At 53.1% G+C, this 14,217-nt stretch carries 16 protein-coding genes; 2 read left to right on the forward strand and 14 right to left on the reverse strand.

The window, feature by feature from the left end:
• Positions 1-11: 11 nt before the first annotated feature.
• From V5T82_RS10940 to V5T82_RS10955, 4 genes are all read right to left on the reverse strand, one after another.
• Entirely contained in the window at positions 12-1,922 is a 1,911-nt protein-coding gene (locus tag V5T82_RS10940; protein ID WP_332895675.1) for a phage tail protein, read from the reverse strand.
• Positions 1,922-2,488 (reverse strand): phage connector family protein, encoded by a 567-nt coding sequence (locus V5T82_RS10945; RefSeq protein ID WP_332895676.1) that lies wholly within the window; start codon positions 2,486-2,488, stop codon positions 1,922-1,924. The genes V5T82_RS10940 and V5T82_RS10945 overlap by 1 nt, the downstream gene beginning before the upstream one ends.
• Before the next feature lie 67 nt (positions 2,489-2,555).
• The gene (locus V5T82_RS10950) at positions 2,556-2,825 is read right to left on the reverse strand and encodes a hypothetical protein (protein WP_332895677.1); all 270 of its coding nucleotides are present in this window, start codon (positions 2,823-2,825) and stop codon (positions 2,556-2,558) included.
• Between the two features lie 12 nt (positions 2,826-2,837).
• The gene (locus V5T82_RS10955; RefSeq protein ID WP_332895678.1) at positions 2,838-3,659 is read right to left on the reverse strand and encodes a phage capsid protein; all 822 of its coding nucleotides are present in this window, start codon (positions 3,657-3,659) and stop codon (positions 2,838-2,840) included.
• Positions 3,660-3,824: 165 nt separating this feature from the next.
• Between V5T82_RS10955 and V5T82_RS10960 the strand changes: the two genes are divergently transcribed.
• Positions 3,825-4,544 carry a tetratricopeptide repeat protein gene (locus V5T82_RS10960; protein WP_332895679.1) on the forward strand — a complete coding sequence of 240 codons (720 nt, stop codon included), beginning with the start codon at positions 3,825-3,827 and terminating at the stop codon, positions 4,542-4,544.
• Here V5T82_RS10960 and V5T82_RS10965 read toward each other — a convergent pair.
• The 10 genes from V5T82_RS10965 to V5T82_RS11010 form a co-directional block, all read right to left on the reverse strand.
• A complete protein-coding gene (locus V5T82_RS10965) occupies positions 4,541-5,914 on the reverse strand; it encodes a hypothetical protein (protein ID WP_332895680.1) in 1,374 nt (457 codons plus the stop codon). The genes V5T82_RS10960 and V5T82_RS10965 overlap by 4 nt on opposite strands.
• A 331-nt stretch (positions 5,915-6,245) precedes the next feature.
• Positions 6,246-7,058: a DUF4279 domain-containing protein gene (locus tag V5T82_RS10970; RefSeq protein ID WP_332895681.1), complete on the reverse strand. Its 813-nt coding sequence runs from the start codon at positions 7,056-7,058 to the stop codon at positions 6,246-6,248.
• Positions 7,058-9,121, reverse strand: a complete 2,064-nt coding sequence (locus V5T82_RS10975) for a hypothetical protein (protein ID WP_332895682.1) — start codon at positions 9,119-9,121, stop codon at positions 7,058-7,060. Before V5T82_RS10975 ends, V5T82_RS10970 begins: the two co-directional genes overlap by 1 nt.
• Positions 9,114-9,509 (reverse strand): toxin-activating lysine-acyltransferase, encoded by a 396-nt coding sequence (locus V5T82_RS10980; RefSeq protein WP_332895683.1) that lies wholly within the window; start codon positions 9,507-9,509, stop codon positions 9,114-9,116. Before V5T82_RS10980 ends, V5T82_RS10975 begins: the two co-directional genes overlap by 8 nt.
• A 158-nt stretch (positions 9,510-9,667) precedes the next feature.
• The gene (locus V5T82_RS10985; RefSeq protein ID WP_332895684.1) at positions 9,668-10,342 is read right to left on the reverse strand and encodes a capsid assembly protein; all 675 of its coding nucleotides are present in this window, start codon (positions 10,340-10,342) and stop codon (positions 9,668-9,670) included.
• 30 nt (positions 10,343-10,372) lie between these two features.
• Positions 10,373-10,651: a Bbp19 family protein gene (locus V5T82_RS10990; protein WP_332895685.1), complete on the reverse strand. Its 279-nt coding sequence runs from the start codon at positions 10,649-10,651 to the stop codon at positions 10,373-10,375.
• Complete coding sequence (locus V5T82_RS10995) at positions 10,648-12,330, reverse strand: portal protein (protein ID WP_332895686.1); 1,683 nt, start codon at positions 12,328-12,330, stop codon at positions 10,648-10,650. Before V5T82_RS10995 ends, V5T82_RS10990 begins: the two co-directional genes overlap by 4 nt.
• 2 nt (positions 12,331-12,332) lie before the next feature.
• Positions 12,333-12,542, reverse strand: coding sequence for a hypothetical protein (locus V5T82_RS11000; RefSeq protein ID WP_332895687.1), 210 nt, complete (start codon positions 12,540-12,542; stop codon positions 12,333-12,335).
• A 109-nt stretch (positions 12,543-12,651) separates the two neighbouring features.
• A complete protein-coding gene (locus V5T82_RS11005) occupies positions 12,652-13,095 on the reverse strand; it encodes a hypothetical protein (RefSeq protein ID WP_332895688.1) in 444 nt (147 codons plus the stop codon).
• Positions 13,067-13,459 (reverse strand): hypothetical protein, encoded by a 393-nt coding sequence (locus V5T82_RS11010; RefSeq protein ID WP_332895689.1) that lies wholly within the window; start codon positions 13,457-13,459, stop codon positions 13,067-13,069. Before V5T82_RS11010 ends, V5T82_RS11005 begins: the two co-directional genes overlap by 29 nt.
• 121 nt (positions 13,460-13,580) lie before the next feature.
• On the opposite strand from V5T82_RS11010, the gene V5T82_RS11015 reads away from it, so the two are divergent.
• Positions 13,581-14,210: a S24 family peptidase gene (locus tag V5T82_RS11015; protein ID WP_332895808.1), complete on the forward strand. Its 630-nt coding sequence runs from the start codon at positions 13,581-13,583 to the stop codon at positions 14,208-14,210.
• Positions 14,211-14,217: the final 7 nt, after the last annotated feature.

The raw sequence follows: 14,217 nt of genomic DNA on the forward strand, positions 1-14,217 counted from the left end.
TAAATGAAACGTTATCCGTTTAAGCTGACTTCGCTCACAACCGATAACAACGTAAAGGGTAAGGGGGTGTCTTGTTCGATCCGCCACAACGGTGCTATGGCATCTTTGCGCCACCCCAACGCACGCACCTTTTTGTCACCGCTGAACGGTTCGGGCGGTGCGTCGAAAACCACAGGTCCAAAGCGTTTAAACGGCACGATGTAATAGCCGCTCCCGACGTCAAGTCGCAGTGCCGGCGTATCGCGCAGACGGAAGCTAAATGAGATCGGACGAAACGTTCCGCCTTGTGTGCTGGAACTGTCGGTAGCTATGGTCAACGGCAACGGCTCGATGATATGGGTATAACCGAGCCCCATTTCGACGTTTTGCACCGGAGCCTCCAAAGTGACGCTGCCCCCAGAAACGGTAAAGTCACCCAAGACGGCACCATCACCGACGACCTTAACGGACAGACCTTCGAGATGATCCAATCCCGACCATGTCGCCTTGCCGGTTTCATCTGAACCCTTTAAGGCTGCATCGAGATTGTAGTCATCGTCGAAGACTTCAAGAAGGTAAGTCTCATTGCGTTCGACCAAGACATAAACGTCCGTGCCGACAACGGCCAAAGATACAATCTTTCCATCCGTTTGTTGGCGTGACCAGGCGGTTACTTTTTCGCGGCGATAAACCGTAAGCGATGAGATCGTTCCATCCGCCATCACCGCATGAAGTTGCCTGCGCTGTTTATCATAATCTTGGTTGATCGGTCGGCTGACCATATGGCGTGATAAAATCGCCAAATCGCCCGACTGGTACGCTTGTTCCAAGTCGGTGAACAAGAATTCGCGCAACTCATCTTCAGCCCTGGATACATACAAAGTCGATCCATCGACATCCACTGGGGGAATGGATCGGTCAATCGGCGAACCCACCCGCGTTTGACGATTGAGTTGAATGGAGCTTGGGGTCAAAGGACTACCCGAAACCATCCATTCCGCACCGGACGTAAACACTTGCAAGTGTCGGCCCGAAAACACCGCGCGAATGGCATTCACCTGATCGGACAAGATGGCAAATTCAATGGACTCGTCATCCAGACCCGTACCCAGGTCAAAGTTATAAATGTCTGCCGACTTCGACATCCACAGACGGTTGGGACTATCGCGTGACCCGCCGATCACCAAACGGTCTTGGTGAAAACAGACGGTCACCGGCCAACCGCGCACTTCGGAAAAGGCTTGCTCTTCCCATTCCGTGGTCGCCGTGGTGTTGATCAATGCTTCGCGGACAATCGCCTGGACATGAGTTGCATCCGTGAACGTCGTGACCTCCAGCTCTTTCCCTTCAACACGCAGTCTCTTGCCAACGTGTTCTGCGACGAATACATCGGCTGACGCGGTCAAGTTGATGGTTGCCCCTTTGGCAGTACCACTCGGCTGTAGTGTGATCTCATCGTCAGCAAACTTGTGGTAGGGCTGATAGATGATGTCGTCTTTAGTGTAAAATGTCAGATCGGCAATGCTCCAATTACCATCCCCGTCCCGGGTGAGTTCCTTTGGTGGAATATCCGGGTGCGTGACGTAGAGCGTGTCCGCGCTTTGTACCCAGTAGAACTCTTTCGCTTGTTGTAAGGTCCAAGGTGCCGGGTCAATGGTCGTGAGTTTCGTGTCGTTCTCGAACACGTCCACCTTGGCCTCGCGAAACACCAACAAATAAGTCTGTTCGGTGTTGAACTCAAATGCCACAAGGCGGCCTTCTGTCTCCACCGTTTCGGCGTAACGCAAACCCGCACGGCGGCGCAAGCCACCCGTTGGCATCACAAAGATATTGCTCAGATTGCTCGCACCATTGTCATAGGCCTTGAGATCACCTCGCCCCGCAAGCTCCAACGAAACTTCACCCGCTGTAAAGCTGGTTTTATAGGTTTTGATATGTGCCATCAGCCACGCGCCTTTATCAAGGCGAAGTCTTCAATCGCTTGTGTGGTCTCTTGCATCGTATCGGTGATGCGGGCGCGCTTGGTTTCGGCCTCTGCAATTTTCAACAGGGTTTCTGCCCGCGACGTGCTATCGGTCAGGGGGATGCAGAACTCTGCCGCAAGACGTGAAATCAAAGCTTGATCGAAAAATGGTGGGAAGTCCGTTTCATCTGGACGAAAGACATAGCTCAGCACCACTTCCGGCACATTCGTATGCAACCGCTTTTCTTGAATGCGGTAATCCAACCCATGCCCGCGCCCGGCCCCTGCGGACAAAACCCGCAAAAAATCGGACGGCATTTGAAACGCGTATTGATAATCTGCAACCGGAGTGACGTCCAAGCGCGGCAAGGTCGTCTGAGCGGTCGCGAACGACCAGCTGTGCAAGGACAACAACGCATCGCGGATCGGTGAATAGAGAGAACTCGCAACTTCGGCTTCCGCCGTTCCTTCATCAAACGATGAAATGGAACGCGTGCCGATCTTCAACAGCGCGCGCGAGCACAGCGCAATGGAACTCAGTGCCATAACCTTTTCCTTTGTTTATGAGTAAAAGAAAAAAGGAGGCGCGTTCTGCGCCCCCTTTTCCTTGGGTTTAGTCGGTATCCGTAGACCCGACAGCCGTCATGTCAGCAACATCGACCACACCGGACGCATTGGCGTTGACCAGGTAGAACCCGGACGCCGGCGTGCCGTCTGTGTCGGTGTTGGCAACGATGATGTCACCAACACGCAACATGTCAGCGGCTTCGTTGAAGTAACCCGACGTATCGACATCGCTGCCGGCGTCGGTGGTGGTGTAATGCCAAAGGGTGAACCCATTGGCGTAAGCGAGAACGCTTAGATCTTTAGAAGCATAAGCCATGTGTGAACCTCCTTAGGCTTCCAGGCAGCGCATGGACACGACACCGGAGGTATCGATCAGGCCCGCGCCCTGGCTCATGGAGTTATTGACAAAGTGCGCGGCGCGATCGCCGTGCCAGGTGACGTCGGTTTTCACATCTGCACCGATGGCATGGCCGACGGCGGATTTGTGATACCAGTAGCAATAACGGATGTTGGAACCGTCCTTCGTGAGACCCGAATGCGGCATCCACAAAGCACCCAGCCAGCGTTTGGCCTGCGTGCCTTTCCACGGAAGGTCGTCGTCGCCGATGTATTGGCTGTCGGCGAACTCTTGGATGTTCAACAGATCCGACCATTGCTTCCAGCCGACGATGGCAAAACGTTCGCCATCATCCGGCACGTCGGCTTCACCCAACATTTCAAATGCACTCAGAACTTTGTCTCTGGTCAAGCCATCCGCACCGGTGCCGGCGTAGTTGGTGGACTTGTCCATTTCGCTGATGATCAGCTCGTCGGTCTTGCGGCCCAATGCATAAGCACCGGCTTTGGCCACGACTTGCTGTTCGTTGATGTTGGTTTTCAGCTCGTCCAATTGATCGACCCAGTCGCCGGCGTAGTAGTCGTACAGGCTCACTTCGATGGGCGTGTGATCGACGTTCATTACCGGAACTTTGCCGTGACGGGCTTTGGTGGACGCGGTCCCTTTACCCACCTTTTGGAAGGTGGTGCTGGAACCAACGATGTTGTCCTTGCCACGCACGGTGTTGCGCAACTTGGAACCCATTTGCTGGTATTGCAAATGCACTTCCGCCTGGAAATGGCGGACGAATGACTGATCGACGGTCGTCGACATATCTGTCTCCTTATATCAATGTTGATTGTGGTTAAGCGCCGTCGCGACCGGGGTTATGGGAAGCCGCCCGGGTATAAAATTCCGGCTTCCCGCCCACGGTCCGACTGGCAAAGTTCCTCGGGCCGCGCACAAAAAAACCGAGCCTCTTTCAAGGCCCGGCAGTTAATGCCCACACGGTTATCCGCTGGAAAATGGGTGTTTGAAAATCACCTAATGAATAAACTGAAGTGTTGTAAGCGGACGAAAGGCAATTTATCCTTTCGCCCCATGGGTGATGTTGTTCGTTTCCTCCTTTTGTCGTGTTGGGTTGTCGTCGGTTTGTCCGGCCCATCCACAGCCGAGCCCACCCTGCCCGCCAACGCTGATGCGTTGGTAGAGGAAGGCATTGCCGCCTATGGCGCCGAAGACTATCAACGCGCCAAGGACATCTTGTTGCCATTGGCTGAGGCCGGGCATCCGGAAGCCATGCACCGGATAGGTCGACTATATGATGGCAAAGGTGTGTTCCCACACGATCCGAAAACCGAATGCGACTGGTATGAAAAAGCCGCAAACAAAGGGCTCGCCAAGTCTATGCATAACATGGGAGTGTGTTATGATGGCTTTGGTCGAGACGATGATATAGCCCAAGAACGAGCATGGTTACTAAAAGCGGCAGAAAAAGGCTTTGTCTCCTCGATGATTAACCTAGCCGCCTTAGACCCAAAAAAAGGTACGGAATACCTTTTCTGGATGGAAAACGCCCAAAAGAACAACAGTAGCTATGCAAGAGTCAGTCTATGGCTACATGGATACAAAGAAAACTCACAAATGAGCTTCTTTGACTTCGCCTGTGTGTCATGGAAGGTCATACTCATGAAAGGCAACAAACTTAGCTGCGATTAATCTCCTTTACCTGCTTTCGGATTCTCGTCATCTTTCTCTGCCAACCAATCCATCGTTTTCTCAAAACCTTTTGAAATGGCTTCTTCAGCAGACGTTGACAGAAGGTTCACATTCACACCGATTTTGTTAAATAACGAGCTGTATCGACCAGCAATGCTGCCGATTTTACCGACACGATCGGAGAGCAGGTCTCGTGTGACTCCATATGTCATGCCGATGCGCGCTTCTCGACCCGTTACATTGTTGCGGTGAAGGTTTTCTTTCGTTTCCCCAATCGTTGCCATCAAGCCTGGTGCTAATGCACTCATTTCAATCGCAAACGTTCCGACGTCACCGACCGTCTGTCCAATTTTTGAAGCACCAGGGCTTTTCTTGGATGTTTCAAGCAGATTGCGTTGCCAAGATCGTTGCCGGTCAACAGCATCCCAATCCACAGTTCGTTCCAAACCAAACCAGCCAAGCGGCACATTCAAACCCGGGTTTATAAGCGTATTGATGCCCATACCCATTCTTGTCCAACTGTCCGATAACTTGCTTGTTGCCGCGCGAGACAAATCAACTGCGCTCGTCGTCGCGGGCGCAGCGACATCGTTGATCAAATCAATGCTGGGGCGATTAATACCAAAGGTCGCGGAGTTTCGCTTATTCTGCCCCGTGACAGGTGAAGCCAAAAGGCCATCTTTTGACGTTAATGCTTTTGTGCTCGGCAGACTGTTGTAGAGGCTCGCGAGTTGTTGACCGCGTGCACTTACACCTGCTCTCGGATCAATTGATTGTTTAATATCCGACTTCAAACCGGCCAACAGGCCATCACCCGTGTTGGTGTATCCGTAGGCCGGATGATGCTCTTTCGCAATCTCTGTTCTGCGGCCCTGGTCCGTCAGGCCATAAGCCGGGTGGAACTCTTTGGACTTACGGGCTTTGTCTTGTGCCGCTGCGATTTGGCTGAACATTCCTTTCATGACCGCCTCTTCTTCTTTTTGTTTTTTCTCTTCGGCTTTGACTCGGTCTGTCTCAACCTTGGCTTTCGCGGCCTGCATCTTATCAATGTCGGCTTGCGACAGGGTGTGACGTGAGGCGATGGGGGCCTTGGTCGGGTCAACCGTGTAAGCGAGTGTGCCCGCCGCCGGAGACTTCGCTGCATTTGGCCCCGGCTTCCCGCTTTGCGCCAAAGAGCCCATTTGTGTCTGTGCAATGGAGGACCCTTTATTGACCGAGTTGCCCATGACGTCCACGTCTTCAACGGGCGCTTCTGGCTCTGGGGTGATTTGGCTCAGCTTGCCCACGACGGACGCGCTTGCGGCGGTCATCGGGCTGCTGAGTGCCGAGGACTGACGTTCCACCGTCAAACCGTTGTCCAGCGTTTGCATATGACCTTGGTTAAAGGCGCGGTCAAGATTGGCTGAGCGTGCACGCGCGACGCGTTCATCGCTGACGGTTGGGTTTTGAGCATTCCAACTGTCGCGACGCGTACCATCCCAACCGCCGGACTTTGGGCCGTTTGTATCAAAGGGAGGAGAGTATCATGTCGGTCGGAGTAGATTGATTTACTCAATCCTCTTCAGGGTCTCGCTCCTTATTGATCGCTATTTCCAAATCAATTCAAATCAATTTACTCTGACCCCTTGATATGCTGACCCCTTGATATGCTGACCCCTTGATATGGACGCCGTTGATACTGACCCCATTAATATGGCACCATCACATTGACTCAGGAATGAAATCTGATGTCTCCATGATGACGGATGCACCATAGGTTCCAATTAATTTTAATACATCATGAGTTAAAATTGGTACGGTTTGCCCGCTTGCACCATACCATACAATACGAAGCTGTACGTCAGCAGAGGTTTCACGCACAAAACCCAACCATTCAGGAGTTGCGGGGCCCAGTTTGACGAGCACGTCTTTCACAACTTGAACAACATCCACACTGTCACATGAATCATCTATACTCATGACCCAAGCATTGTTTTGACGATACCCCCGAACCTCCCCTCTTGTGATGATTGGATCACCTTTAAAAACAACAGTTGTGGGTTCTCCCCAATAATCAGTAACACGATTTGGATCGGGACCGTAGACGCCAAAAGAGACAAGCCCCATGTCAGCACGTGAATGTCCATGGTCCCAATCACTTTCTACTGTGACATGCATTCCTGGAAAATATAAAAAACCAAGATCCTCCGGTCGCACTTGTGGTGATGGCGCGCCAAGACATCCAACCCACTTTACGGTAAGTGATATACGCGCCTGCGAAAAAGCCAAGGCCTTTAACGTTTCAGTATCATCCTCAAGGAGGTCCTGCAAAACGCTAACATGATCTCGCCAGTCGTTTCCGTAAAAAAAATCAGAAACATCAAGCTCTGCGATGCGAGCCAAATTTTTTGCATTCGAACGCCTTCGGTAGAAGGACAATTGTTCCAGCAAAACGTCGGGTGTCTTCGCTTCAGCATCGATAGTAAAAAGAACATTCACATACTGAGCATCTTCATATTTGCAAAACATGATCATTACTGCATTTCATCAATAATATTACCCAAGCTCTCGCCACTTATCGGATCGTACACTTCACCTGTGTCGATATCAATATCCGCAGATTCACCTTTCATACCTACCTTACTTTTTAGTTGTTCAAGTACTTTTCCCGCTTTGCGCCTATCTAAATCGTGGCGATTGGCAAGATGATCGACTTGTCTTAGGTCATTCTTCCGGGCTTCCACCACAGTCGGAATATCAATCTGACCTGGAATATTTTCTAATAGACCATGATCTAGTGGAGGTTCAGGATTGCTTGGAGGGACCAAAGTCAAATCTTTCAGACGGTTCTGGATATATTCCTCGTACTTCTTGTCAAATTCAGGTGTTGGCTCGAACCCCGGTAAAGGCGGATTCATGCTGGGGTCGGCTTGTATCTGCTTCGAAGCTTCATTGGCGGCCCAACTGAGCCCCCATGCACCCGCTAACCAACCCAAAAACTCAACGGCTGCCGGAATTGCCGGGGCTGCTGCCGCTAAGAACGCGACATCGACACTCTTGCCATCCTTCCCCTTAAGCGTATCTGGGGCAACCTTATCCTCTAATTCCTGGATCGCCTCCAATTGCTCAGGCGTTAAGAAACCTGCATAAATGTTATTCAGTCCCTTTACGTGAGGCACATTGTATCGGGCACTTGGATTTTGCCAACTGAGCTGCGATGTTGCTTCTGGATCATGCCAGCTGAGCGACGGCGTTGCTTCAACCAAGTTCGACACGGACAACAAACCAGACGGATATGCGCCGAGATCGCGTTGCCATGACTTAATCGCATCGACCATGGCCGTGCCGGGATATCCGGTGACATACTCTTCGGACAAATACCCCGTATCCACCAGCGCCTTTTGCGTTTGCAAAACATCGACAAAGTTGTTCACCCCATTCATCCCGACGGATGAGGTCAGTGTCGCTTGTCGCCCTTGTTTGGAACTCAGCAGATTGTTTCTCGAAGACAGCCCCATGGTCTCTGGCAGACTGTTGTAGAGATTGGCTAGCTGTTCGCCGCGATTGCTGAACCCTTTTTGGACACTGAACTGCCCTTTGATGTCCGACTTCAAATCCGCCAACAGGCCATCACCCGTTTGGGTGTATCCGTAGGCCGGGTGATGCTCTTTCGCAATCTCGGTTTCGCGGCTCTGGTCCGTCAGGCCGTAGGCCGGGTGGAACTCTTTGGACTTACGGGCTTTGTCTTGTGCCGCTGCGATTTGGCTGAACATTCCTTTCATGACCGCCTCTTCTTCTTTTTGTTTTTTCTCTTCGGCTTTGACTCGGTCTGTCTCAACCTTGGCTTTCGCGGCCTGCATCTTATCAATGTCGGCTTGCGACATGGTGTAAGGTGAGGCGATGGGGGCCTTGGTCGGGTCATCCGTGTAAGCGAGTGTGCCCGCCGCCGGAGACTTCGCCGCATTTGGCCCCGGCTTCCCGCTTTGCGCCAAAGAGCCCATTTGTGTCTGTGCAATGGAGGACCCTTTATTGACCGAGTTGCCCATGACGTCCACGTCTTTAACGGGGGCTTCTGGCTCTGCGGTGATTTGGCTGAGCTTGCCCACGACGGACGCGCTTGCGGCGGTCATCGGGCTGCTGAGTGCCGAGGACTGACGTTCCACCGTCAAACCGTTGTCCAGCGTTTGCATATGACCTTGGTTAAAGGCGCGGTCAAGATTGGCCGCGCGAGCACGCGCGACGCGTTCATCGCTGACGGTTGGGTTTTGAGCATTCCAACTGTCGCGGCGCGCACCATAATCTACAACCGCCCCTTTTTTCTCACCTTTCGTGGGGCCGTATAAGCCGCCTGGCAAAAAGTCGTTGTAACCCAGGGTGCGGCCACGCGCTTCATCCCAATCGCCGGATTTTGGGCCCTTTGTACTGGTGTAGTTCATGTACCCCATTTTGGTGCCCAGGGCGAAACGATCCCAGCCTTTGGCTTTGGAGAGTTGGTCTCGATATTCTTGTGCTTTCCGTTCGGCTTCTTGCTCTTTGACTTCTGGCGGTACTTCGTCCCCAAAGCCTGAGCCTGCATCTGACGCGCTATCACTACCCATTTTTCACACTCACTTTCTTACCTTTTTTGGCGAACCGCACCCAGCTGGCGCCGGGGACTTCGGATGGGGGGATGTCTTTGAAGGTGTTGCGCAAGAGCCCATAGAGCTTCAGCGCGTGCCCATAGGGCGCGATGAAATCCATGAACACCAGGTTCTCGCCCGAGCACCAGTCCTCAGCGCGCAGCTTGTATTCATCGTTTAAAAACGCTTCGGCTTTGTCGGACGGCAACCATGCCCACGTGGCCCAGGCCACCAGGCAATCGTCTTCCAACACATAGGCAAACTGGCCCAAGTGCAGGGGTGGTTGGATACAGCGCAAAATGGTGTCCACCGTATATTTGCGGTGATGCGCGGATGTGTTCATCAGTTCCAAAACATCTTCGATCATGATTTTGTCCTTTGAAAAAAATGACCGCGGACGACCGGAAGGAAAGGTCGCCCGCGGCCTAGGCGGCGGGAGCAGCGGATCGAACGCGCTCACCACCTCTGCGCAGCTCTACGGCCTAAGGAGTGTTGTGACGCCGTGCTGTGCAGGTAACGACCCGGTCAGTTCGCACCCGGGTAGAGTTTTTTGAAACCATCACGCACGCGCCCGACAAACGCAGGGTCACGCTCTTTCCAGTAGCGCGGATCTTTCATCATGCGTTTCAGGTCGTCCTCGCTGGTGCCCGGCGTGAACTCCGCATTGCGCGTCAAGGCCGGTTCGCGGCTTTGCATCATTTCCGCCATGGCGATGACACCATCGGCGGAGCTCACCAGGTTTTCATAGACATTGGGTGGCAAATTTGCTTCACCCCAGGCCTTGAGTTGCTGACGTGCGGCTTCGAAACGGTCTTGGCCGCCGAAGTGTTGATGCAAACGTTCTGCGTCGCGGGCTTCTTCAAACTGAGACGACATTTGCGCGATGACCGGCAACAACTTTTCTTTGGCCAAGTCGTAAACCAATTGGGCTTGTTCTTGGGAAAAGCCGTTGTCGAACAAACGTTGATTGACCTCGTCGTCAACGTCCAAGAGATCGTCATCGATCATGATCTCATAGGCAGAGGGGGCGTCCGGAATGTTCGAAGCGCCCTGACTGTGCAGGTGTTGTTCCAGTTCTTGATAGGACCGCGCCAAGTCTTCGGTGCGGATTTCGCCTTTTTCATCGTCCCAAAACTTCGCCGGCACCCATGTGGGCATGGCGGGTTTGTTTTGAACATTGGGGTTCGGTTCGGTGTTCATTGAGTTAAATCTCCTCGATTGAGTTAAAAATCAGTCGCCTTGGCGACCGCGTTGGGTCAGTTGTTCGATGGTGCTGACCAACTGTCTTTGGCCTTCGATATGACGCAGGTGTTCGGCGCTCACATTCGGGCCCATGGCGCGTTCCAATGTCATGGACCGCAAGTGTTCGAGCACGCGCTGACCGTCGGGTGACGAAAAGCAACGCGCATAGGCCAAACGGATTTCTTGTTCCGCTTGAGCGCTGACAACTTCGTCTTCGTGTTCTGCAAAGCGTTCGAACCACGCCCAACCTGATGTTTGCGTGCTCACAGCTCACCTCCTTTCATGGGGTCTAAAGGCTCTTTCAGGTCGGGTAATTTGTGTGATGGTGTAAGGCCACGGTGCCTCCAAGTGCGCGCGGTTGGCCGGTCCGCAGGATCAATCCGCGCCGTTTCTGACGGTGGCTCAACCGGCGCTCCCATTTTTTGCAATGCCGTCATCAACGACTGACTTTGAACCGGGCCGTTACCCGCTTCGACTTCTGCAAGTTTTTGCGCCATCTCTTTTTCGCTGAGCAAAATGTCTTCGGGAATGTTGTAAGACTTTGCCAGCCAGTGCAGTGCACGCGGAACGTCAACCAATTCCACGCCCCCACCCAACTGGACCGCGGCGCTGAGCCAAGCCATGGCACCCGACGAGCCGTTTTGTGATTGGCGCTGCGCCAGTGGCGATTTGTAGTCGATGTCGATGGTCCGCCCATCTACCGAAATAGCGGGGATTTCACCACGACGGCGCAAGACTGAAATCGCGCGTTCGATCAACGGTGACAATAGTTCCGATTGCAAACGGCCATATGTCGCGCCGAGGAGGCGCGCCATTTCGACAGAGCGTTCGACCACTTCTGTAGCACTCATCCGCGGGCCAGAAATTTGGCCCAGTTTATCGGCCAGCAGCGCCGAACGAATGGCGATGCGCGTGCCCTCCAAGACCGAGCCGGAGATATCGAAACGCCCTGGGTTTCTCAAAGGCGTCAATCCAGCAGAACCAACAGCCTTTGGAATGATGGCACCAGGAACCAATTTGATGTTTGCCGGGTTCAACACACCGTCGTCATCGGCTTGCCAAATACCCGTCACCGAGATCGATGCGTTTTTCAATACCAACTCGACAATTTTGTTCGCCGTCTTAATATCCGGCAAAGCTTTCATCACCGGAGAACGTCCATAAATTTCACCTGGTGCTTTCAACCAACGGAAATTGATAAACGGGGACGTGTCGAAGGTCCCTTCGGCCAGCAATTCGGCCTCATTGGCTAAGCCGGGCGCAGGTTCTGCAACCGCCATAAAACGATAACCTTTGTCACTGGGCAAAACCGCTTCGATCACCGAAATACGATTTTCATCCAGGTCCAAAGCCTGTGGTTTTTCAGCGCCCAACTCCGGGGCTTCGGGATAGCGTTTTTTCAATTCGCGCGATGTGAGTTTCAAACGCCGCAAAGTGCCGCTCAAAGCACCGTTTGCGTCCCCTTCAAAAACCACATCAAATAGGGGCACAGCACTAAAGCGCAAGGCAGAACCTTCCCCCAACGGTGTTTCTTCCACCATCAAGCATGCGGTTCCGGCCGTGACCAGATCCAAGAAACATTGATGGATCTCAACGGCAAAATTCGACCGGTCAATGTTCGACTGGATAATCTCTGACACCTTATCGAGCTTGCTGACCAAATCCTCGCGGTCCTCACCCTCCATACCTGTGCCCGGCATCAATCCAATCCAACGCGACCAGGGCGGGGTTAAGTTCGACAAAAGACTGGCCGCCAACTGATCGACGGCATCGGGCGCCGTTCCGTCAAACAAGCGCTCACCCGCCGTATGGCCGTTCTTGTTGGCCGGATTGCGTTGAGGCAACGTGAAGTCATAACAATCCTGCCAGTGACTTTCCCAGATTTGGCGGCGTTCCTTGGCCTGTCGATAGTGCTTGATGATCATTTCCGGCGTAAGCTCATCCATAATCATTCTCCCAACAATTCTTTGGTCGGTTTGATCGATGTTGTGCCCATCAAGCCGCGCTCAGATGTTTTGATGGTGGCGGCCCGCCCACGGCGGCGACGCTCAATACCTTCAAGACGGGCTTTACGCTCGGCTTCGACTGTCGGATCAACAGCCGGTTGTTCATATACCGGCGCCGGGGGCGACGGTGGCGATGAAGTCAATCCACCCATAATTCGGGTCTCCTTGTATTCAGGGGTGTGAACATGAAAAAACCCGACACATTTCAGTGCCGGGTTTGCTTTAGACGCACCTGTGGTGGTCGTTAAGAGGATTTTTAACCTAATGAATCGCTCCTGTCAACGACTTTTTTCCTATATTTTGATTTAAATGTTTAAACAGTTGCCACGGGGTCATAACCCAAGGGGCCCGGATGCCAAGCACACGCTTCACCGCCTCCACACAACTGAAGACCGCCCACGGCAATGCCATGGGGCGCAGCGCCTGGATCTCTGTGTCAATGAGCCTATAACCGTTTTGCTGTAGCCAGTGACGCAATTGGGTCTCGCTGTGTCCAGGCCAAACCTCGATTTCTGTACCGATGGAAAGCGGGTTGTACATGACCCACGTTCCCTGGGATTGAATGAACGCAAAACAATGACGATATCCCGGGCGCAAGTAGCGCAGGACCTTCAGCTCGGGGCTTCCGCCAAAGGCGACGATCGCGCGTTTCATCCCTCCGCCCAGGGCGTCATGCTTATGCGGATTGTCCGGTGTTTTGTTCATGTTCTACAATCCCTTTGGCCTTGAGCTCCGTGGTCAAACGATCCAAGGCGTCATCCCATAACTGCACATCGTATTGCTCTTGGCGCACCCGCGAATCGGGCGGGCATTCGCGCCAGCCAAACCGCGCCAATGTTTTTAAATGGTGGCGGCCGATCACACGTTTTTGATGCAAACGCATCACGGCTCGGTAAATGTCGTCCGGCTCGCAAGGCCGTGTCGTATCCGATGCATCGCGGCTAAGCCGTGCACCTTCCATGCGTGCTCGCTCTGAACGTATGAACCAAAACCAAGCTTCCTCTGCACTGCCAAAGGCTATGATGTCTTTTTCAGGCAGGGGGTTGGCGATAATGCGTGTACGCGGCATAAGATAAACTCCATTTGATGTTCCCGTTATGTTCTACATAATCGTCATTTTTTCCTATGTCAACAGGGTGTTGGAATTTTGTCCTAATGACATATTTACACATTGATGTGATAATCTTCCCATTATGAAACATGCAGATGTTTGGAAAGCAGTCGACAAGCTCGCGCAGGCCTATGGCTATTCTGCGTCAGGATTGGCGCGTCAGGCGGGCTTAGACCCCACCACCTTCAACAAATCCAAGCGCACCACGCGCGAGGGGAAGGAACGCTGGCCGTCCACCGAAAGCATTGCCAAAATCCTCAAAGCCACGGGCGCGGATCTGTCTCAATTCACCGCTTATATTCAAAACGGTGAAACCCCAACACCTCGCAACGTGCCCTTGATCGGCTTTGCCCAAGCGGGCGCGGAAGGATTTTTCGACGATGCGGGATACCCCACCGGTGGCGGTTGGGATGCGGTGCCCATTCCCGGCACCACGGACGGACATGCCTATGCGTTGGAGATTTCCGGCGACAGCATGGACCCGGTCTTTCGCGACGGTGATATTGTGATTGTTTCCCCCGAAGCGGACATTCGGCGCGGGGATCGTGTGGTGGTCAAAACTTCTGGTGGCGAGGTCATGGCCAAAGTCCTGCTGCGCAAAACCGCCCAGCGCATCGAGCTTGGCTCTTTCAACCCCGATCACGAAAATCGCGAATTCGCCCTCGCCGACATCGACTGGATGGCCCGCATCATTTGGGCACAGCAGTAAGCCTAGT

Source organism: Magnetovibrio sp. PR-2 (genome assembly GCF_036689815.1).
In the GTDB taxonomy this organism is placed as follows: domain Bacteria; phylum Pseudomonadota; class Alphaproteobacteria; order Rhodospirillales; family Magnetovibrionaceae; genus Magnetovibrio.